15 protein-coding genes, 1 tRNA gene and 1 pseudogene are annotated in these 18,087 nt (G+C 72.6%); 7 read left to right on the plus strand and 10 right to left on the minus strand.

Annotation, left to right across the window (positions count from 1 at the left end):
- Window positions 1–553 precede the first annotated feature (553 nt).
- The 3 genes and pseudogenes from EV374_RS13865 to EV374_RS13875 form a co-directional block, all read left to right on the plus strand.
- A pseudogene (locus EV374_RS13865) lies at window positions 554–1,636 on the plus strand (class E sortase); the annotation flags it as partial.
- Between the two features lie 2 nt (window positions 1,637–1,638).
- Window positions 1,639–1,926 (plus strand): hypothetical protein, encoded by a 288-nt coding sequence (locus tag EV374_RS13870; protein ID WP_132235331.1) that lies wholly within the window; start codon window positions 1,639–1,641, stop codon window positions 1,924–1,926.
- A 7-nt stretch (window positions 1,927–1,933) separates the two neighbouring features.
- Window positions 1,934–2,584: an aminodeoxychorismate/anthranilate synthase component II gene (locus EV374_RS13875; RefSeq protein ID WP_132235333.1), complete on the plus strand. Its 651-nt coding sequence runs from the start codon at window positions 1,934–1,936 to the stop codon at window positions 2,582–2,584.
- A 99-nt stretch (window positions 2,585–2,683) separates the two neighbouring features.
- On the opposite strand, the gene EV374_RS13880 is transcribed toward EV374_RS13875, so the two are convergent.
- From EV374_RS13880 to EV374_RS13915, 8 genes are read right to left on the minus strand one after another with little or no spacing between them, the layout of a single operon-like run.
- Window positions 2,684–3,517 (minus strand): SanA/YdcF family protein, encoded by an 834-nt coding sequence (locus tag EV374_RS13880; protein ID WP_486485743.1) that lies wholly within the window; start codon window positions 3,515–3,517, stop codon window positions 2,684–2,686.
- A 7-nt stretch (window positions 3,518–3,524) separates the two neighbouring features.
- Entirely contained in the window at window positions 3,525–5,330 is a 1,806-nt protein-coding gene (gene pknB, locus EV374_RS13885) for a Stk1 family PASTA domain-containing Ser/Thr kinase (RefSeq protein ID WP_132235335.1), read from the minus strand.
- Window positions 5,327–6,745: a serine/threonine-protein kinase gene (locus EV374_RS13890; RefSeq protein ID WP_132235337.1), complete on the minus strand. Its 1,419-nt coding sequence runs from the start codon at window positions 6,743–6,745 to the stop codon at window positions 5,327–5,329. The genes pknB and EV374_RS13890 overlap by 4 nt, the downstream gene beginning before the upstream one ends.
- A 1-nt stretch (window position 6,746) precedes the next feature.
- Complete coding sequence (locus EV374_RS13895; protein WP_132235339.1) at window positions 6,747–8,252, minus strand: penicillin-binding transpeptidase domain-containing protein; 1,506 nt, start codon at window positions 8,250–8,252, stop codon at window positions 6,747–6,749.
- Window positions 8,249–9,739, minus strand: a complete 1,491-nt coding sequence (locus EV374_RS13900; protein ID WP_132235341.1) for an FtsW/RodA/SpoVE family cell cycle protein — start codon at window positions 9,737–9,739, stop codon at window positions 8,249–8,251. The genes EV374_RS13895 and EV374_RS13900 overlap by 4 nt, the downstream gene beginning before the upstream one ends.
- A 25-nt stretch (window positions 9,740–9,764) precedes the next feature.
- Window positions 9,765–11,207, minus strand: coding sequence for a BofC C-terminal domain-containing protein (locus tag EV374_RS13905; RefSeq protein ID WP_132235343.1), 1,443 nt, complete (start codon window positions 11,205–11,207; stop codon window positions 9,765–9,767).
- Window positions 11,204–11,689 (minus strand): FHA domain-containing protein FhaB/FipA, encoded by a 486-nt coding sequence (locus EV374_RS13910; protein WP_132235345.1) that lies wholly within the window; start codon window positions 11,687–11,689, stop codon window positions 11,204–11,206. Before EV374_RS13910 ends, EV374_RS13905 begins: the two co-directional genes overlap by 4 nt.
- A gap of 6 nt (window positions 11,690–11,695) precedes the next feature.
- Complete coding sequence (locus EV374_RS13915; RefSeq protein ID WP_088996759.1) at window positions 11,696–12,484, minus strand: FHA domain-containing protein; 789 nt, start codon at window positions 12,482–12,484, stop codon at window positions 11,696–11,698.
- A 226-nt stretch (window positions 12,485–12,710) separates the two neighbouring features.
- Between EV374_RS13915 and EV374_RS13920 the strand changes: the two genes are divergently transcribed.
- The 3 genes from EV374_RS13920 to EV374_RS13930 all read left to right on the plus strand — a co-directional run bounded on the left by EV374_RS13920 (window position 12,711) and on the right by EV374_RS13930 (window position 14,781).
- Window positions 12,711–12,796 (plus strand) — tRNA-Leu (locus EV374_RS13920).
- A gap of 66 nt (window positions 12,797–12,862) precedes the next feature.
- The gene (locus EV374_RS13925; RefSeq protein ID WP_207914176.1) at window positions 12,863–13,978 is read left to right on the plus strand and encodes an NAD-dependent epimerase/dehydratase family protein; all 1,116 of its coding nucleotides are present in this window, start codon (window positions 12,863–12,865) and stop codon (window positions 13,976–13,978) included.
- Complete coding sequence (locus tag EV374_RS13930; protein WP_132235349.1) at window positions 13,975–14,781, plus strand: WecB/TagA/CpsF family glycosyltransferase; 807 nt, start codon at window positions 13,975–13,977, stop codon at window positions 14,779–14,781. Before EV374_RS13925 ends, EV374_RS13930 begins: the two co-directional genes overlap by 4 nt.
- 66 nt (window positions 14,782–14,847) lie before the next feature.
- Here the strand turns inward: EV374_RS13930 and EV374_RS13935 are convergent, their stop codons facing one another.
- Window positions 14,848–16,710 carry a S8 family serine peptidase gene (locus EV374_RS13935; protein WP_132235351.1) on the minus strand — a complete coding sequence of 621 codons (1,863 nt, stop codon included), beginning with the start codon at window positions 16,708–16,710 and terminating at the stop codon, window positions 14,848–14,850.
- Window positions 16,711–16,928: 218 nt separating this feature from the next.
- Between EV374_RS13935 and EV374_RS13940 the strand changes: the two genes are divergently transcribed.
- Entirely contained in the window at window positions 16,929–17,528 is a 600-nt protein-coding gene (locus EV374_RS13940) for a hypothetical protein (RefSeq protein WP_132235353.1), read from the plus strand.
- Here EV374_RS13940 and EV374_RS13945 read toward each other — a convergent pair.
- A complete protein-coding gene (locus tag EV374_RS13945) occupies window positions 17,496–17,903 on the minus strand; it encodes a hypothetical protein (protein ID WP_132235355.1) in 408 nt (135 codons plus the stop codon). The two genes, EV374_RS13940 and EV374_RS13945, sit on opposite strands and share 33 nt — an antisense overlap.
- Window positions 17,904–18,087: the final 184 nt, after the last annotated feature.

The raw sequence follows: 18,087 nt of genomic DNA on the forward strand, positions 1-18,087 counted from the left end.
CGGCCGCATTGGGCCCGCCGAGTCCGACCGGCGCGGGTCCGGCTTCGACCGGCATGGGTCCGGCTTCGACCGGCGCGGGTCCGGCGATCTCGGCCGCCCACTGCCTTCGCGCTACGACCGGCCCGCTGATTTCGACCACTCCCGGCCCGCCGAAGCCGATCGTTCCCGGCCCGCCGACCTCGACCGCTCCCGGCCCGCCGACTTCGATCGGCGTGGGGGTGGCAACTTCGACCGACCCGGTCCTGCCGGCTTCGGTCGGCCGGGGCCCGCCGAAGCCGATCGTTCCCGGCCCGCCGACCTCGACCGGCGCGGTGGTGGCGACTTCGACCGGCCCGGCCCTGCCGACTTCGGTCGGCCGGGTCCCGCCGACCGTCGGCCGGAGCCCGCCGACCTCCGCCATGCCGGCCCGGCCGATTCCGGCCCGTCCGCCCGGGCCGGTGCCGGCGGATCGCCGCCGTGGCCCGGTCCTGGCCCGGTCCGGCCGGCCGCCCCGCCGCACCCCGCGTCGCCGTCCGACGATCTCCGACTGCCGGCCGCCGCCGGGGGCGCCGGCCCCGGCGGCGAGCGCTCCGTCCGCCCGCCGGTCGATCGGGCCGCCGCCAGGGAAGGCCGGCCGGCCGCCGACGCGCCGACCGCCTTCATCCCGAAGGTGGGCGCGTCGGCGAACGGCCCGTCGACCCCGGTCTCCCCGGCCGGTCCGGGCCGCGACGTCGATCCCGGGGCCACCGCCCTGATCCCGGCCGCCTCCGGGCGTACGCCGACCGTCCCGGCCGCGCTCGTCGAGTCGACCGCCCTGATGGGCGCGGTGCCGCGTCCTCCGAAGACGGACGAGCCGGAGGGCTCCGACACTCCCGCCGAGCAGCCTCGGCCACGCCGGGGTGAGCGGGTGGTCCAGCTCCGCCCGGAGCAGACAGGCGAGGGCTACAAGAGCGTCTACTCGGAGCTCACCCGACCGTCGCTGGGCTCCCGGCTGCGTACCGGCATCCGGGTCAGCGGCGAACTGCTGATCACCTTCGGCCTGGTGGTGCTGCTCTTCGCCGGCTACGAGGTGTGGGGCAAGTCGGCAATCGTCGACGCCCATCAGAACGACCTCAGCCAGCAACTGGCGCAGGCGTGGGGCCCGGAGGGCGACCCGACGGTGGCGCCGTCGGCCAGCGCGTCCGCCAAGCCGAAGCCGCCCGTGCAGGGCAAGCCCATCGCCGGGCTCTACATCCCCAAGCTCGACAAGAGCTGGGTCGTCGTCGAGGGCGTCACCCAGAAGGACATCCGGTACGCGCCGGGCCACTACCCCTCCAGCGCCCTGCCGGGCCAGGTCGGCAACTTCTCCGTCGCCGGGCACCGCAACCGGGCCACCTTCTGGCGGCTCGACGAGTTGAACAACGGGGACGCCATCGTGGTGGAGGGCAAGACCGACTGGCACGTCTACAAGGTGACCCAGAGCCGGATCGTCAAGCCCACCCAGGTCGAGGTCGTGGCGCCCGTGCCGGGCAAGCCCGGGCAGAAGCCGACCAGGTCGATGCTCACCCTGACCACCTGCAACCCGAAGTTCGACAACTACCAACGCCTGATCATCCACGCCGAGTTGGCGCGCAGCCAGCCGAAGTCGGCGGGGCGCCCGGCGGAACTGGGGGCCTGACGGTGTACGGCTGGATCTGGCGCAAGCTCCCCTTCGGGCTGCCCGGCAAGCTCGTCGGCAGCCTGCTGATCACCAGCGCGATGGTGGCCCTGCTCTGGTACGTGGTGTTCCCGTGGGCCGAGCCCCTGCTGCCCTTCGACGACGTGCAGGTCACCCAGGATGCCGGCGATCCCGGCGGCGACTCGGTGCCGAGCGGCGGGGAGAACGGCGACGCCCCGCCCGGCGACGAGCACGAGTTGCCGTACGACACCGACCAGAACAACACCCCGCCTGCCTCCCCGGACGAGTGAGCCCCTGATGCGTGTCCTGGTGATCGACAACTACGACTCGTTCGTCTTCAACATCGTGCAGTACCTGGGCCAGCTCGGCGTGGACTGCGACGTCCGGCGCAACGACGAGATCGAGGTCGCCGAGGTGGGCAGGGTCGGCGCGGCCGGCGTCCTGCTCTCGCCCGGCCCCGGCAGCCCCGACCGCGCCGGCATCTGCCTCGACGTCATCCGCGCGTACGCGGGCGAGCTGCCGATCTTCGGCGTCTGCCTGGGCCACCAGGCGATCGGTGAGGCCTTCGGCGCCACGGTGACCCGCGCCCCCGAGCTGCTGCACGGCAAGACCTCCGAGGTGCGCCACCACGGCGCCGGGGTGCTCGCCGGCCTGCCGGACCCGTTCACCGCCACCCGCTACCACTCGCTCGCCGTGCTGCCGGAGACGCTGCCCGAGGAGCTGGAGGTCACCGGCTGGACGGGTTCCGGCGTGGTGATGGCGATGCGCCACCGTACGCTGCCGATCGAGGGCGTCCAGTTCCACCCGGAGTCGGTGCTGACCGAGGGCGGTCACCTGATGCTGGCGAACTGGCTCGCCGCCTGCGGTCACCCGGAGGCGCTGGAGCGGGCCCCGGCGCTGGCCGCCGAGGTGGACGCGCGCCGCCGCGCCGCCTTCGCCACCGCCTGAGCATTACGTCGCCGCTGCGGAGATCCACTCGCCCTGATGCCACCCACACAAAATGGCCAAGGCCGACTTGCCGGATCCTTGCGTCCGCTCACCTCACGGTCAGCTCTCGAGTGCGTCCTCGACGGCCGGGTCTGCGGGTGAGCTGACCGCGGGCGGCCTGCCCCGGACCGCGTCCCAGGCCGCCTTGCCGCTGGCGAAGTAGTCGCGGACGGCCTTGCCGACGAGCAGGGCCGGTCCGCAGCCGGCACAGCGGGCGGTCACCCCGTCGACGTCGAGGCCGAGGTGCCGGCACAGCGTCACCGCGCGGGACAGGTGGTAGGACTGGGTCACGATCAGGGCCCGCTCGACGCCGTACACGTCGCGCGCCCGGGCGCAGGTGTCGTAGGTGTCCAGGCCGAACGGGTCGGCCACGACGCGACGAGGATCGACGCCGAGCCGCTCGGTCAGGTGGGCGGTCATCGCCGCCGGCTCGTCGCCGGACGTGCCGCCCCCGTCGCCCGACACGAGGACCACCCGGGCCCGCCCGCTCTTCACGAGCGCGGCGGCGGTCTCCAGGCGGCCGGCGAGGCGGTCACCCGGCTGACGGCGGTCCGCCGCCACCGCCGTACCCAGGACGATCACGACGTCGGCGGCGGGCGCGTCGGCCTCGCCGTACAGGTGGCCGCGGGCGGCGGCCGTCGTCCAGAGCCAGGGAATGCTGGCCAGGAGCAGCGCCGCCAGGCCCAGGACCGCCGCGCGGATCAGGCGCCGTCGCCACCGGCTCGAACGGTCCGCCGCACCGGTCGCCGGCCGCCCGTCGTCGACCGGCGGAGGGCGCTGCCCGGCGGCATCGGAAGGCCGCCGCGCGGCGGCGTCGACCTGCCCGGCGGCGTCGGCAGGGCGCTGACCGGCAGCGTCCGCAGGGCGCTGACCGGCAGGGTCCCCCGCGCTCACGAGCGGGTCAGCGCTCGGGCAGTCGGATCGGCGGGGTGGTCGGCAGCGGGAAGCCCCCGCCGCCGCCGTCACCGGGGGTGGTCGGCGTGGCGCTGGGCGTCGGGCTCGCCGAGTCGGTGGGCGTCGGCTCGGTTTGCGGCACGGTGACCACGATCGTCACGGTCTTGCCCCTGGCGAGGTTGCTCCCGGCCGGCGGGGTCTGCGAGGTAACCTGGCCGGCCTCCTCCGGCGGCACCTCGCGGCCCCGCTTGACGTCGACCCGGTAGCCCGCCTCGTCCAGCTCCTCCTCGGCGTCGTCCTTGCTGGAGCCGACCACGTTGGGCACCTTGCCGACGTTGCCCCTGGAGACGGTGAGCGTGACCGTGCTCTTCGCGGCGACCTGCTTGCCCTCATCGGGCGACACCGCGAGGACGATGCCCTCCTTCTCGGCGTCGTCCTTCTCCTTCTTGTCCACCTTGAAGCCGGCTTCCTCCAGCCGCTTCTTCGCGCCCTCGTAGGTGGAGCCGACGAGGTCCGTCGGGATGGCCTTCATCTCCACGCCGCCGCAGACCCGGACGACGACATCGCGGTTCGCTTCGAGGAGTGAGTTGGCGGGCGGGTCCTGGTCGACGACCTGGCCCTTCTGGCAGGTGCCGAAGACCTGGTCGCCCTCCTTGGGCACCAGGTTGGCCTGCTGGATCCGGGCGAACGCCTCCTGCTGGGTCAGGCCGGTCACCGTGGGGACCGTGGCCCGGTCGTCGCCGTCACGCTGGCTCAGCAGGGCGGCGGCGAGGGCGATCACCGCGAGGACGCCCACCGCCGCGAACGTCGCGATCAGCCAGGAGGACGCCTTGCGCCGGCGCGGGTCGCCGACCCGGGCCGGCATCTGCCGGGTCTGCGGGGCGCCGGGGGTGCCCGCGTAGCCGCCCGCGGCCGGGGCGAGCTGCGTCGTCTCCTCCTGCGGCAGCACGGGGGTCGCCATTACCGGGCGGCCGGCGGCCGCGCGGAGCAGGTCGGCCCGCATCTCGCCGGCGCTCTGGTAGCGGTTGAGGGGGTTCTTCGACAGCGCCTTGAGCACGATCGCGTCGACCGCGGGGTTGACGTCCGGGTTGATGTCGCTCGGGGTCGGGGGCGCCTCCCGCACGTGCTGGTAGGCCACGCTGACCGGGCTGTCGCCGACGAACGGCGGATGCCCGCAGACCAGCTCGAAGAGCACGCAGCCGGCGGCGTAGACGTCGGAGCGGGCGTCGACCGCCTCGCCGCGCGCCTGCTCGGGCGAGAGGTACTGCGCCGTACCGATGACCGCACTGGTCTGGGTCATGGTGGTGGCGCCGCTGGCCAGCGCCCGCGCGATGCCGAAGTCCATCACCTTGACCTGGCCGGTCTGGGTGAGCATCACGTTGCCGGGCTTGATGTCGCGGTGGATGATGCCGTGCCGGTGGCTGAACTCCAGGGCCGCGCACATGTCGGCGCAGATCTCCAGCGCCCGGCGCGGCTGGAGCCGCCCCTCGACGCCGAGCACCTCCTTGAGGGTCCGCCCGTTGACGAACTCCATCACGATGAACGGCAGGGTCTCGCCGGTGGGCGCGGTCTCCTCGCCGGTGTCGTAGACGGCGACGATCGCCGGGTGGTTGAGGGACGCGGCGTTCTGCGCCTCCCGGCGGAACCGCATCTGGAAGGTGGCGTCCCGGGCGAGGTCGGTCCGGAGCATCTTGATCGCGACGTCCCGACCGAGCCGGAGATCGCGACCGCGGTGCACCTCGGCCATACCGCCGTAGCCGAGCAGCTCGCCGACCTGGTACCTGCCACCGAGCAGGCGGGCCTGCGCTGTCATCGCGTCTGTCGTCCTTCGCTCGTCGTCTCGTCGCTGCCCGACCGGGGCAGTTCCTGTCGACGGTACGACGTTCCGGTCGGATCGTCGCGTCCGTCGGGCCACAGCGCGCCGGACGTCACCGTCCGCGAGGTGGCCGCACCCGACTTCGTGTTCTCCCGCAGGTGGTAGGAAATCACGCCGGAGCAGACGAGGACCAGCACGGCCACGAGGATGGCGAGGAACACCATCCCGGGCCGGGACCGCTGCCCACCCGGCTGGTGCGCCGGCGGGACGGCGTGTCCCGCGTACGGCATCGGTCGGGCCTGCGGCACTGGCGCCGCGCCGCGCGGGTAGCCCGTCGGCGCCATCTGCGGATGCTGGACGGGCGCGGCGGGCGCGACCGAGGTGGGGCGGTGCGGCGCGGCGGCCGGCCGGGTGTTCGCCACGGGCGGCCGGTGAGCCGCCATGGGCGGACGCGGCGGCTGCGCGGCGACGTTCGGCTGCCGGTGCGGCGGCGACACCGGCGGGCGCGGCGGCGGCACCTGGGCGCGGCCGGGCGGGCCGGCGGGCGACGCCGGGGCGGCGGAGATGGGCTGACCTGCCGCCCGGGCCTGCTGGGAGAGCTGGGCCTTGAGCTGACGGGCGACCCCGGCCAGCGTGGCGGCGCTCGGCCAGCGTGCCGCCGGGTCCTTCGCCAGGGCCCGCTCGACCACCGCCCGGACCTGCGGCGGAATGTCCGCCGGCAGCGGACGGGGCGTCTCCCGCACGTGCCGCATGGCGATGTCGAGGGGATTGTCGCCCTCGAAGGGGCGTCGGCCGGCGAGGCACTGGTAGGCCACCACACCGAGCGCGTAGACGTCGGACGCGGGCGTGGCGACCCCGCCGGTGGCCTGCTCCGGGGAGATGTACGAGGCGGTGCCGAGCACCGAGCCGGCTGCGGTGAGCTGGGCGACCAGCTCCGACCGGGCGATGCCGAAGTCGGTGAGCACCAGGGTGCCGTTGGGCCGGACCAGCAGGTTTCCGGGCTTCACGTCCCGGTGCACGATGCCCTTCACGTGCGCGGCGTGCAGCGCGTCGGCGGCCTGGGCGACGAGCGCCATCGTGCGGGCCGGGGTGAGCCGGCCGACCCGGGCCAGGGTGGCCGAGAGCGCGTCGCCCTCGACGTACTCCATGACCAGGAAGGCGATCTGCTGGTCGTTGCCGAAGTCGTAGACGTCGACCACGCCGGGGTGGTTGATCGTGGCCATGGTGCGGGCCTCGCCCCGGAAGCGCTCGGCGAAGTCGGGGTCGTCGAGCAGCGCGGGGAGCAGGCTCTTGACGGCGACCGTACGGCCGAGCACCTGGTCGGTGCCGCGCCAGACGTCACCCATGCCGCCGCTGGCGATCCGCTCGTCCAGGCGGTAACGGTTGCCGAGCTGCACCCCCGGGCTCAGCATGTCAGCGGCCCCCCGGGTCGGCGATGGCGGCGCGCATGATCTGCCCGGCGATCCGGGCCGCCTCGGCGCTGCCGCCGGGGCCGGCCTGCTCCAGCATCACGCAGACCGCCGAGACCGGCGTGCCGTTCTTGTCCAGGGCGAAGCCGATGAACCAGCCGTGGTCGGGCCGATCGGGCGCCGACTGGGCGGTGCCCGTCTTGCCGCCGACCGTGTAGCCCCTGAGCTGCGCGTTCGTGCCGGAGCCGTTCTCGACCACGCTGACCATCATGTCCCGCAGGTCCTTGGCGACCTGACCGCTGACCGGCTGCCGCAACTCCCTGGGCTTCGCGGTGTAGTAGCTGGTGGTGCGGTCCGGGGCGAGCAACTGGCGGACCAGGTACGGCCGCATCTGGCTGCCGCCGTTGGCGACGGACGCGGCGATCAGGGCGCCCTGGAGCGGGGTCATCCGCACGTTGTTCTGGCCGATCGACGACTGCGCCAGCGCGGCCGGGTCGGTGCTGCCGTCCGGGTTCTGCATGTCCCCGGTCCGGCTCGCCGCCACCGGGTGGCCGGCCTCGTTGAGGTGGCCGACGGTGAGGTCCTCCTGCTCGAAGCCGAACTGCCGGGCCTTCTCCTTGATCTTGTCGGCGCCGAGCCGGACGCCCATCTGCGCGAAGCCCGTGTTGCACGACTCGGTCACCGCGTTGATCAGGGTGACCTCGTCCTCGGGGCAGATCGACGGGGCCGCGTTGCGGATCGGCGTGCCCGAGGTCGGCGGGGTCCAGCTGGCCCCGGCCAGGATCTTCGTCTGCTGACCCACGCCGCTCTCCAGCGCCGCGGCGGCCACCACGATCTTGAAGGTGGAGCCCGGGGGGAGCACCTCGCCGAGGGCGCGGTTCTTCAGCGGGCCCGCCGGGTCCTGCTCCAGCTTGTTGTACGCGGCCGTGGCCTCGTTGGTGCTGTGGCTGACCAGCGGGTTGGGGTCGAAGCTGGGCATCGAGACCAGCGCCTGCACCGCCCCCGTACGCGGGTCGACGGCGATCGCCGCGCCCTTGGCGGCGTCGACCCGGTTGTTGCGCAACTGCTCGAACGCGGTGTTCTGGGCGCCCTTGGAGACCGTCAGCAGGACGTTGCCGCCGCCGGACTGGTCACCGGTGAACATGTCCTTGACCCGGTTGGCGATCAGCGCGTCGCTGGTGCCGGCCAGGAAGTCGTTCTCGAACTTCTCGATGCCGGTCTCGGCGAGGTTGACCGGCTTGTAGCCGAGGATGTGGGCGTACCTCGCCCCGCCGGGGTAGCTGCGCTGGAACTTCAGCTCGCCGTCGGTCTCCTTGCTGAGCGCGAAGGCGGTGCCGCCGGCCTCGATGTTGCCGCGCCGGCGCTCGTACTCGGCGACCTGGACCCGACCGTTGTAGTCGCTGGTGCGGTACTCGTCGGCCTTGTATGCCTGGATCCAGTTCAGGTTCGCGAAGAGCAGGCCGAAGAGAACCATGACGACGACGCCGACGCGGCGCAGGGGTGCGTTCACGGCCTGATCACCTCCGTGGGGGCACCGTGCAGCTGCTCCGGCGGGCCGCCGGACGGTCGGGCCGCCTTGCCGCCACCGCCGGCGACGGGGCGGCGGGCCCCGTCGGAGATCCGGAGCAGGGCCGCGATGAGCAGCCAGTTGGCCATCAGCGAGGAACCGCCGGCGGAGAGGAACGGGGTGGTCTGCCCGGTCAGCGGGATGAGCTTGCTGATCCCGCCGACGATCACGAAGACCTGGAGCCCGAGGGTGAAGGCCAGGCCGCCGGCCAGCAGCTTGCCGAACGAGTCCCGGACCGCCAGCGCCGCGCGCAGCCCCCGCTCCACGATCAGCAGGTAGACCACGAGCAGGGCGGAGAGGCCGAAGAGGCCGATCTCCTCACCGATGCCGGCGAAGATGAAGTCGTTCTGCACCTCGGGCAGCAGGCCGGGCTGGCCGCCACCGGGACCCGCGCCGAACAGGCCACCGGTGCCGAGCGCGAGCAGGCCCTGCACGAGCTGGTAGCCGTCGTTGTAGGGGTCGGCGAACGGGTCGAGCCAGATCTGCGCGCGCAGGTAGAAGTTGGCGAACGGCCCGCCGACCACGTCGCCCAGCACGTACGCCAGGTAGACGCCGCCGAAGAAGAGCACCAGACCGATGAGCAGCCAACTGACCCGCTCGGTGGCGATGTAGAGCGTCACCACGAACATGCCGAAGTAGAGCAGCGAGGTGCCCAGGTCCTTCTCGAAGACGAGGACCAGGACGCTGACCAGCCAGACCGCGACCACCGGGCCGAGGTCCCGCCCGCGCGGGAAGTCGATGCCGAGGAACCGGCGGCTCGCCAGCGACAGCACCTCGCGCTTGCGCACCAGGTAGTAGGCGAAGAAGACCAGCAGGGCCAGCTTGGCGAACTCACCGGGCTGGATCGAGAAGCCCCCGACCCGGATCCACAGCTTCGCGCCGTTGATCTCGGAGAACCGGCTGGGCAGCACCGCCGGGATCATCACCAGCACGATGCCGGCCAACCCCAGCGTGTACGCGTAGCGCGACACCGAGCGGTGGTCCCGCATGAGCGCGAGCAGGCCGGCGGCGAGGATGACCGAGGCGAGCGTCCAGGCCAACTGCCTGCCGCCGGTGCCGGCGAAGATGGCCAGGTCCTCCCGCTCGGCGGGCGCCGCGCTGCCCAGGTCGAGCCGGCGCAGGAAGCCGACCCCGATCCCGTTGAGCAGGGCGACCGCCGGCAGCAGGGCCGGGTCGGCGAAGGGCGCCAGGAACCGGATCACCAGGTGCAGGCCGAGGAACACGGCGGTGAGCGCGGCGGCCGGCATCCAGAAGTCGGCCGTGACCGTGTCGAGCACCTTCGCCTCGACCATCGCCCCGTACGCGGCCACCAGCACCATGGCGACCAGCAGCAACGACAGCTCGGCGTTGCGCCGGGACCGGGCCAGGCGTACGCCGGGCTGCTCGCCCGTGGTGGCGGGCGAGGATGCCGGAATGGCCGCTGCGGTCACGGAACGTCCTCGGATCGAGCCGCGCCTACTCCGGCGACCGGCACGCGGCGGGGTCGAGCGCCGGCGAGTCGGTGTCGGAGGGCGGGGCGTCGGGCGTGGTGGTCGGCGCGGCCGGCGTGCTTGGCCGGCCGCTGACCGGGGCGCTCGCACTCGCGCTGACGGTCGGAGCGGGCGACACCGGGACGGAGGTCGGCGTCGGGACGGTGGTGACGGCCCCGGCGCTCGGACTCGGGCTCGGCGGGCAGATCGGCTTCAGGTTCGGGTTCATCGGGTCGTCGCTGGTCAGCTCGGCCAGTCGACGCTCGGCGTCGGGCTCGCTCTTGGCCGGGATGCCCTGCTTGACCTGCTCCTGGGCGGCCAGCGTCAGGTCCTCCAGGTCCGCCGGGCTCTTGGAGTGCACGGTCGACAGGTTCATCCCGGCGATCTCGCCCTGGATGCCCCGGAACACCGCGACCTGGCCGTTCTCGGTCGCGCCGACGTAGTACTGCCGCTGGGTGTAGCTCCAGCCGCCGAAGACCGCGCCGCCGACGAGGACCAGCAACGCCACCGAGATCGCGGCGGCCCGTACCGGCCGGCGCCTCGGGCGCTCCGACTCGTCGTCGGCGCCTGCCGTCGGTTCCTCGGGAACGGGCGGGCGCGGCGCGGAGAGGGCGGACGCGCGGGCGGCCGGCGTGGACACGTCGGCGGAGGTCGCCATGCCCCGGTCCCGGGCGGCGGCGCCGCCGACGATCGGGCTCGCCTCGACGATGTCCTGGTCGGTGGCGTCGGCGATGATCACCGTGATGTTGTCCGGGCCGCCGCCGCGAAGGGCGAGCTGCACCAGCCGCTCCACGCACTGCTGCGGGTCGGTGTATTCGCGCATCGTCTCGCCGATGGTGTCGGCGCTGACCACACCCGAGAGGCCGTCGCTGCAGATCAGGTAGCGGTCGCCGGGAAGCACCTGACGGACGCTGTATTCCGGGTCGATGTCGCGGCCGTCGAGCGCCCGGGTGAGCAATGAGCGCTGGGGGTGGCTGCTCGCCTCCTCGGCGCTGATCCGGCCCTCGTCGACGAGCATCTGGACGTACGTGTCGTCCTTGGTGATCTGCGCGAACTCACCGTTGCGCAGGAGATAGGCCCGCGAGTCACCGATGTGGACCATGCCCAGCTTGCTGCCGGAGAAGAGGGTCGCGGTGAGCGTGGTGCCCATCCCCTCCAGCTGGGGGTTGGCGTCCACGGTGTCGCGGAGCTGCTGGTTGGCGGTGCCCACGGCCGAACGCAGCGCGTCGACGAGGGCGTTACCTGGGACGTCCTCGTCGAGCGGCGCCATGGCACCGATGACGATGTTGCTGGCGACGTCACCGGCGGCCATGCCGCCCATGCCGTCGGCGACGGCGAGAAGCCGCGGCCCGGCGTAGACGGAATCCTGGTTACCGTCTCGGATCAGACCGCGGTCGCTGTGGGCCGCATAGCGCAGGGTCAGAGTCATGGCCGTAATTCGAGAGAAGTGCGGCCGATCCGGATCGGCACGCCGAGGGGGACGGGGGTTGGTCCGGTGACCTTAGCGCGATCCAGGTACGTGCCGTTAGTCGAGCCGAGGTCCTCGACGAACCACTGGCCGTCGCGCGGCACCAGACGGGCGTGCCGCGCCGAGGCGTAGTCGTCGGTGATGACGAGGGTGGAATCCTCCGCCCGGCCGATGGTGATCTGCGCTTCGCCGAGGGTGATCCGGGTCCCGGCAAGTTGACCGGCGGTTACCACGAGCTGGTGGGCCGCCCTGCCCCGCTTCCCCTTCGTCGGTTTCGCCGCCTGCCCGAGCGAGGCGCCGACGGCCCGGGGGGCAGCCACCAGCCGGCCCGACCGGGCGCCCGCGAACAGGTCCCGGCGGATCACGCCGACCACCGTGAACACGAAGATCCACAGCAGGATGAGGAACCCGAACCGGGCGACGGTGATGACGAGTTCCGGCAACGCGGGTCAGCCGTCCACGCGGAAGGTCAGCGTCGTGGTGCCGAGCTGGATCATGTCGCCGGGGTTGAGCGCCACGGCGGAGACCCGCTGGCCGTTGACCATGGTGCCGTTGGTCGACCCCAGGTCGGTCAGCACGACCTGACCACCGTCGAAGTCCAGCCGGGCGTGTCGCCGCGAGATCCCGACGTCGGGCAGGCGCAGGTTGGCCTGGTCGCCGCGGCCGATCACGGTCGAGCCCATCTGGAGGGGGTAGGTGCGCCCGTCGCCGGAGACCAGCCGCACGTTGCGGCCGCCGCCGTGGCCGGGCGGGGGACCGTAGCCGCCGCCCTGGTCGTAGGCCGGGTAGGCGGGCGGGCCCGCGTCGTAGCCGGGCGCCGAGACCGGGGCGACCTCGCCGCCGGTGTAGACCTCGGCGGTGACCCGGAACATCCCGGTGTCCAGCCCCTCGCCGCGTTCGATCTCGACGATCACGTCGCCGTAGACCGTCCAGGCCTGCTCGCCGATGAACTCCGCCTGCGACTGGGCCAGCTCCTGGGCCAGCGCGGCGGCGTACGGCGCCAGACGACTGTGGTCGTAGGGCGAGAGATCGATCACGTAGCGGTTGGGCACCAACGTGCGCCCACCGGCCAGGATCGCCTTGTGCGCCTCGGCCTCCCGCTGCATGGCGTTGAGGATCTCCACGGGGTGGACCACCCCTTTGAAGACCTTGGCGAAGGCCCCCTCGACCAGGCCTTCCAGACGCTTCTCGAAGCGTTGCAGCACGCTCACCGGCTCCTCCTCGGGTCCCGAGGACATGATGGTATCCGGCCGGCGCGCGCGCAGCTCACACGCCGCTCGGCCGTCTGACGGCGGCCCGTTCGGGCGGGCCGATAATGCCGTGCTACTCTTTCGTCCGCCACGAACGGTAACCGCTCCTCGGACGGTAACCGATCGTCGCAACGACCACGGACCGGCTAGGATGTCCGGGGCCCGCTGGAGACAGCAGGTCCGGCACAGACTACAGTGTTCGAGGTCAAGCCACGGGGAAGTGGCGGAATGGCAGACGCGCACGGTTCAGGTCCGTGTGCCCGAAAGGGCGTGGGGGTTCAACTCCCCCCTTCCCCACCAATACGCGAGGGCTCCGCAGCGATGCGGGGCCCTCGCGCCGTATCGGGGCGTGCCGTACGTCACGCTATGCTCCGATGGTTTCTGCCTCCGATGGACCAGGAGTGGCGTGTGAGTGTCGCGTTCGTGACCGGGTCGGGCGGTCTGATCGGCTCCGAGGCGGTCCGGCACTTCGCCGGCCTCGGTCTCGAGGTCGTCGGCATCGACAACGACATGCGGCAGGAGTTCTTCGGCGCGGAGGCGTCCACCGCGTGGAACGTCCGCCGGCTGACCGACGAACTGGGGTCCGCGTACTCGCACCACAGCATCGACATCCGCGACCGGGCCGCGCTGGCCAAGCTGTTCAAGCGGTACGGCACCGACGTCGCCGTGGTGATCCACACCGCCGCCCAGCCGTCGCACGACTGGGCGGTACGCGACCCGTTCACCGACTTCGACGTGAACGCCGCCGGCACGCTCAACGTCCTGCAGAACGTGCGCGAGCACTGCGTCGAGGCGCCGCTCATCCACTGCTCCACCAACAAGGTCTACGGCGACCGGCCGAACAGCCTGCCTTTGGTCGAGCTGGAGACCCGCTGGGAGATCGAGCCCGGGCACCCGTACGAGCAGGGCATCCGCGAGGACATGTCCATCGACGCCTGCCTGCACTCGATCTTCGGCGCCTCCAAGGTGGCGGCCGACGTCATGGTGCAGGAGTACGGCCGCTACTTCGACATGCGGACGGCCTGCTTCCGGGGCGGGACGCTGACCGGTCCGGCGCACTCCGCGACGGAGCTGCACGGCTTCCTGGGCTACGTGATGCGCGCCAACATGGAGCGCCGCACCTACAAGATCTTCGGCTACCAGGGCAAGCAGGTCCGCGACGCCATCCACAGCTCGGACGTGGTCAGCGCGTTCGAGGCGTTCTTCCGCAACCCGCGCTCGGCGGCGGTCTACAACCTCGGCGGCGGCCGGCACTCGAACACCTCCAACCGCGAGGCGTTCGCGCTCGCCGAGCAGATCACCGGCCAGGAGATGGTCACCGAGTACGTCGAGGCCAACCGGATCGGCGACCACAAGTGGTGGATCGGCTCGAACGAGGCCTTCCAGGCCGACTACCCGGAGTGGAAGCAGGTCTACGACGTGCCCATGATCATGCGCGAGATCTACGAGGCCAACGTGGACAAGTGGGTGCCGGGCGCATGACCGGCAGGGGCAAGCGGAACGTCCTCGGGGTCCTGGTCGACGCCACCGACTACGCCGAGGCGACCGAGCAGGTGGTGGCGGCCGCGCAGGAGCGCCGACCGCTGGCGCTGACGGCGCTGGCCGTGCACGGCGTGATGACCGGGGTGCTCGACCCGGCGCACAACGCCCGGCTGAACTCCTTCGACGTGGTCACCCCCGACGGCCAGCCGGTGCGCTGGGCGCTCAACCTGCTGCACGGCGCGGGGCTGACCGACCGGGTCTACGGCCCGAACCTGACCCTGCACGTGCTCGCCCGGTTCGCCGACGAGGGGCTGCCGGTCTACCTCTACGGGTCGACCGAGGAGACCCTGGCCAGGCTGATCCCGGCGCTGGAGCGGATGTTCCCGGCGCTGAAGATCGCCGGCGTGGAGCCGTCCAAGTTCCGGGCGGTGCAGCCGGGCGAGGACGTGGAGATCGCCGACCGGATCCGGTCCAGCGGGGCCCGGCTCGTGCTGGTCGGGCTGGGCTGCCCGCGCCAGGAGGTCTTCACGTACGCCATGCGACCGCTGCTGGACATGCCGCTGATGGCGGTCGGGGCGGCCTTCGACTACCACGCCGGCCTGCTGCGCCACCCCCCGCCGTGGATGCAGCGGGCGGGCCTGGAGTGGTTCTGGCGCCTCGGCCTGGAGCCGAAGCGGCTCTGGAAGCGCTACGTGATCCTCAACCCGGCCTACCTGACCCGGCTCGCCGGGCAGAAGACGGGGCTGTGGAAGGCGAAGCCGCCGGCCCCGGCCACCGAACGACCGGCAACCTTCGCCGTCTGATCACCGACAGAAGTCGGGACGGGCCCCTTCCCACAGCGGTGGGAAGGGGCCCGTTCTCGTGTCGCGTCAGAGGGTGAGGGTCCAGGTGTTCAGGTAACCCGTGTCGCCCGAGTAGACGTCGCGCACCCGCAGCTGCCAGGTGCCGTTCGCCGCCTCGCTCGACAGGTTCGCCGTGTAGGTGGCGTTGATGTTGTCCGCGCCGTCGAAGAAGCTGCTGTTCTTCAGCCGGTAGGTCGAGCCGTCCGGCGCGACCAGGTCGATGACGACGTCACCGCGGTAGGTGTGCACGATGTTCACCGCGACGGTGGAGGCCGACGAGGCGTTGCGGGCGCAGCCGGCGATCACGATCGAGCTGCTCACCGCGACGTTCGTGTCCGGGATCGCGAGGTCGGTGCCGTTGGTGCCGGAGCAGCCGCCGCCGGTGCCGGTGACCGTCAGCGAGTAGGTGGCGGTCCTGCTGCCCGAGGCCGCGGTGCCCGTCACGGTCACGGAGTAGGTGCCGGCCGGTGTGCTCGCCGAGGTGCTGATGGTCAGCGCCGACGAACCACCCGAGGTGACGGTGGCCGGGCTGAACGAGGCGGTCGCCCCGGACGGCAGCCCGCTGGCCGAGAGGCTCACCGACTGGGCGGAGCCGTTGGTCGTGGCGGTGGCGACCGTGGCGGTCACCGAGCCGCCCGGCGCGGTCGAGCCGGAGGTCGGCGAGACCGAGACGGAGAAGTCGTTGGTCGGCGGCGGGGTGTCGCCGTTCACGACGTAGAGCAGCTTGTTCGGCGAGCCGGTGCCCGGGTTGGTCACGACGTTGCTGGTGGCGTTGTTCACCAGGTAGTCGCGGACCTGCTGCGGCGTCCAGGCCGGGTTGGCGCTGGCCACCAGGGCCGCCGCGCCGACGACGTGCGGCGTCGCCATCGAGGTGCCGCTGATCGTGTTGGTCGAGGTGTCGCTCGTGTGCCACGCCGAGGTGATCGACGACCCGGGCGCGAAGATGTCCAGGCAGGTGCCGATGTTGGAGAACGACGACCGGGCGTCGGTGTTGGTCGTGGAGCCGACGGTGATGCCCTCGGCGGTCCGGGCGGGCGAGGTGTTGCAGGCGTTGCCGCCGGAGTCGTTGCCCGCCGCCAGGCCGTAGCTCACGCCGGAGTTGATGGAGTTGCGTACGGCGGTGTCGAGCGTGGTGTTCGCGCCGCCGCCGAGGCTCATGTTGGCCACGGCCGGCTTGACCGCGTTGGCGGTCACCCAGTCGACGCCGCCGATGACGCCGGCGTTCGTGCCGCTGCCCTGGCAGTTCAGCACGCGTACGCCGACCAGCTGGACGCCCTTGGCCACGCCGTACGCCGAACCGCCGACGGTGCCGGCGACGTGCGTGCCGTGCCCGTTGCAGTCGTCGGCCGAACCGCCGTCGACGGCGTCGTAGCCGGAGACCGCCCGGCCGCCGAAGTCGCTGTGGCTGAACCGGATGCCGGTGTCGATGATGTAGGCGTGCACGTTGCTCGCCGTGTTCGGGTACGTGTAGGAGCTGTCCAGCGGCAGGGCGCGCTGGTCGATCCGGTCCAGGCCCCAGGAGGGCGGATTGGTCTGGGTGCCGGCGATGGAGACCGTGTGGTTCTGCTCGACGTACGCCACGGCGGGGTCCGCGGCGATGCGGGCGGCGGCCCTGGCGTCGACCCGGACCTCGAAGCCGCGCAGGGCGGCGCCGTAGGTGCGGGCGACCGCGCCGCCGTGCCGGCCGACCAGCCGCTGCGCGGTGTCACCGACGCTGCTGCGGGCGACCGAGCTGTCCTTGAAGACGACGATGTAGCTGTCGGCCACGGCGGTGGCGCCGCCGGCGGCGCGGATCGTGCCCACCGGTTCGGCGGCCATGGCGGGCGTGGCGGTGGCCACCATGGCCAGCGCGGCCACCCCGACGAGTACGGACCTGCGTGGAAGACCCATCTTCTACTCCCTCCGACCGGCACCGACCGTCCAACTGTTCGAGACGAGTGAATCGATGAATGCCGATCAAGCTGAGGGTAGGGGGGCGCAAACGGGAATTCAAACATGTCGACTTCCCCATACCACCGGAGGGATGACCCCCTAGGGGCGGCGGCTGCGGGACGAACCGGGGACCTGCCCGGATTCACGGTCGTCGAAAACGGGCAAGGCTGTCGGTCATGGAGATTCACCTGGCCGTGCTGCTGTCGCTGGCCGCCGTCTGGCTCGTCGCCGGTTGGCTCGCGGACGGGCTGCCCCGGCTGGACCACGCCCGGGCCCTGCGCCGGCGTACCGGATGGGTGCTCGCCCTGACGCTGACCGGCCTGGGCCTGACGGCCGCCGTGCTCGGCGCGGGGCTCTCCAGCGCCGGCGCGGCCCCCGCGGACCGGGCGGCCGCCGGCCTCACCCTCGCCGCCGCCCCCGCGCTCGTGGTCGCGGCCTGCACGGTGCGCCGGGTACGCCGGCTGCGGGCGGGCGCGGGCGCGCTCTCGTCGGCCCCGGGCACCCCGGCGCCGCACGGCCTGCGGGCCTCCGCCGCGCACCCGCTGATCGGGCTCCCGGTGCAGGTCACCGGGCTGGCGATCCTGCCCGCAGTGGCTGCGGCAAGCGCCCCGGACCTGCTGTCCGGACCCGGCGTGGCCGGGCCGGCGGTCACCCTGGGCGTGCTGGGCGTCGCCGCCATCGGCGTACGCCATGCCCTGCGGCACAGCCGGCTCGTGGAGCGGGCCGTGCCGGTACGGCCCGCGTCACCGCGAGCGGCCGGGGCCCTGCACGTATAGCAGTTCCAGGATCGCCCGGGTCGCCTCGAACCAGCGGTCGAGCCAGCCGGGCGGCGGGACGCTGCCCTTCGGCGGCAACTCCATCAGCAGCCCGCGCAGCAGCGGATGGTCGACCAGCGACTCTGCCGGCTCCACCGACCAGTTGCCGGGCGGGAACGACGGCTCGGTCAGCGGGTTGGGGTCCAGCGAGGGCAGGGAGAGCGGCGGACCGGGCTGCTCCGGCGGCGCGGCCGGGCTCTCCCGGCCACCCATCTCGGTGTCGGTCGACACCACCTCGGTGAGGACGGTGTCCCGCCGTGCCCCCCGGTACTTGCCCCCGAACCGTTCCGGCTTGCCCGGCCCGTTGGTGAGGTTGTCCGAACCGATCGTCGTCATCCGTCTCGCCTGCCTCGCTCGGTTGCCGATCCCGGCGGCGGCTCGTCGACCACCGCCGTGCCGAGGGGTACAACGACACGGACCCGATGTGGCGACGCCGACGGCGGGACGAACTCGCGGCCGGTCCGGGACGCGGGCACGACGATGCCCCCGCCCGGCTCCACTGCCGGACGGGGGCATCGCG

The organism is Micromonospora sp. CNZ303 (assembly GCF_004345505.1).

Excerpts from the sequence above, each read along its gene's own strand:
- EV374_RS13875 (WP_132235333.1), top strand. The coding sequence starts at position 1,934 with ATGCGTGTCCTGGTGATCGACAACTACGACTCGTTCGTCTTCAACATC.
- EV374_RS13890 (WP_132235337.1), bottom strand. The coding sequence starts at position 6,745 with ATGCTGAGCCCGGGGGTGCAGCTCGGCAACCGTTACCGCCTGGACGAG.
- EV374_RS13925 (WP_207914176.1), top strand. The coding sequence starts at position 12,863 with ATGCTCCGATGGTTTCTGCCTCCGATGGACCAGGAGTGGCGTGTGAGT.
- EV374_RS13945 (WP_132235355.1), bottom strand. The coding sequence starts at position 17,903 with ATGACGACGATCGGTTCGGACAACCTCACCAACGGGCCGGGCAAGCCG.
- EV374_RS13930 (WP_132235349.1), top strand. The coding sequence starts at position 13,975 with ATGACCGGCAGGGGCAAGCGGAACGTCCTCGGGGTCCTGGTCGACGCC.
- EV374_RS13915 (WP_088996759.1), bottom strand. The coding sequence starts at position 12,484 with ATGTCCTCGGGACCCGAGGAGGAGCCGGTGAGCGTGCTGCAACGCTTC.
- EV374_RS13940 (WP_132235353.1), top strand. The coding sequence starts at position 16,929 with ATGGAGATTCACCTGGCCGTGCTGCTGTCGCTGGCCGCCGTCTGGCTC.
- EV374_RS13935 (WP_132235351.1), bottom strand. The coding sequence starts at position 16,710 with ATGGGTCTTCCACGCAGGTCCGTACTCGTCGGGGTGGCCGCGCTGGCC.
- EV374_RS13905 (WP_132235343.1), bottom strand. The coding sequence starts at position 11,207 with ATGACTCTGACCCTGCGCTATGCGGCCCACAGCGACCGCGGTCTGATC.
- pknB (WP_132235335.1), bottom strand. The coding sequence starts at position 5,330 with ATGACAGCGCAGGCCCGCCTGCTCGGTGGCAGGTACCAGGTCGGCGAG.